Source organism: Brevibacillus sp. FW301-21C12A (assembly GCF_058788915.1).
In genome coordinates this window covers 1-1,551 of the sequence record NZ_JBYTBG010000105.1, presented here as the reverse complement: position 1 = coordinate 1,551, position 1,551 = coordinate 1, and the positions used below count along the sequence as shown (strand labels likewise).

Annotated in this window: 2 protein-coding genes; both read right to left on the bottom strand. The window is 42.8% G+C overall.

The genetic code is table 11. The annotated features are described in order from the left end of the window. Positions 1–237: 237 nt before the first annotated feature. Positions 238–1,152, bottom strand: coding sequence for an IS3 family transposase (locus AC3WQH_RS25425; RefSeq protein ID WP_035317551.1), 915 nt, complete (start codon positions 1,150–1,152; stop codon positions 238–240). 11 nt (positions 1,153–1,163) lie between these two features. Next, positions 1,164–1,475, bottom strand: coding sequence for a transposase (locus AC3WQH_RS25420; protein WP_007786541.1), 312 nt, complete (start codon positions 1,473–1,475; stop codon positions 1,164–1,166). Positions 1,476–1,551 lie beyond the last annotated feature (76 nt).

Genomic DNA, 1,551 nt, shown 5'->3' with positions numbered 1-1,551 from the left:
CGGATTAACCCCCTAGGTTTGGACACATACTCTCTTATTCTTACTTTTTCATAGCTTTTCGTTTTTGGGTGAGGAATACTATTGACGGTAACGGCTTGACATGGAGCCTCTACGGGCATAATTTCTTACTCAAGTCCGATGCCTAAGGGTTTCGTAAGGCTACCCAGCCTATCATGCCCGCCTCTCCATGTAAAGCCTAACGAACTTTCCGGTATGAATCCATGTGACTCTAGATTATTACACACGAACGGCTTTAATGGGGATAGGACTTACTTGGTTTTGTCTATAAAACTCGGCAGGTGCTAAATCACGAATGCTAGAGTGAATTCTTCTCTCGTTGTAAAACTTCATATACTCGGTTACCACCTCATACGCTTCCTTGTACGTTTCAAATTCGTGTCGAGATAAGCAATCGTCCTCCAATAGTCGGTGAAAGGACTCAATATGTGCATTCATATTCGGAGTCCTGGGCGGAATTCTCTCATGTTCAACCTTGAATGATTCACAAGCCTCTTGGAAGGCATGGGAAATAAACTGTGGTCCATTGTCTGATCGGATCACAGGTTTTGGGTCATCTTCAAATAATTGGCGTTTCCATAGAGCCTGTTGTAGAGTTCTTGCCACATCTTTTCCTTCACAAGTTAATCCGATATGATAGGCAACTGCCACTCGATCATAGACATCTAAGACGGTCTGAATAAAGAAAAAGCGGTCTTCTCCTACAATGTAACCATACTTGATATCTGTCTCAAAAAGCTGATTCGAATTCGTAATGTTACGGTTTCTAGCAAGCTTTCTAGGGTAATGCGTTCGTTTCTGGCGTTGTGGACGAAGAATATCTAGCTCTGTACAGAGTCGATAGACTTTCTTCTTGTTGATAATTAAATCATGCTCGCGGCGCAGGAGAACGGTTAGTTTGCGATAACCGTAGGCATACCCGTCTCCAGTGATGCTCTCCATCAGCCACTCCTTGATTTGTTCATCGGAAACCTTGGTTCCATCTTGTTTGAATGAGTAGCCCGGTATTTCTCGTCCCTCACGTACTGTTTTTTCTAGATGTGGTTGAGTCTTTTGTTGCTTATGATAGTAGTAGGTCGATCTCGGAATCCCTATAAGACGAAGCACTAAGGCTGCTTCGTATCCCTGTTGAATATAATGTTCGGCTACTTCAAGCTTTTCAGTAAGTGAGGGTTTTTCTTTTTTATGAGGTCACGCAAGATGGCAATCTCTAAATCCTTTTCACCCAGTAAACGCTTGAGTTGATCGTTTTCTTTAACCAAAGCCTTGGAACCTGCATCATCGACCACAGCCATATTGAAATCCTCGAACTTTCCTGCATCTGCATCTTTCATCCAACGTTGGACGACATTGTAGTGGAGTTCGTATCTTCTGGCAACGGCAGCTCGATTTCCACTTTCCAGAGCTTCTTTTACCACTTGCATTTTAAACTCATTGGAGTATTGTTTTCGTTTCATTGTTGCCTTCCCCCTGTTCACATATAGTGTACTAAATTACACTCCATGTGTCCAAGTTTCCTAAGGGGCTATTGAG

Bases quoted from the DNA above. Each gene is read 5' to 3' on its own strand.
- AC3WQH_RS25420 (WP_007786541.1), bottom strand. From the start codon at position 1,475: ATGAAACGAAAACAATACTCCAATGAGTTTAAAATGCAAGTGGTAAAA.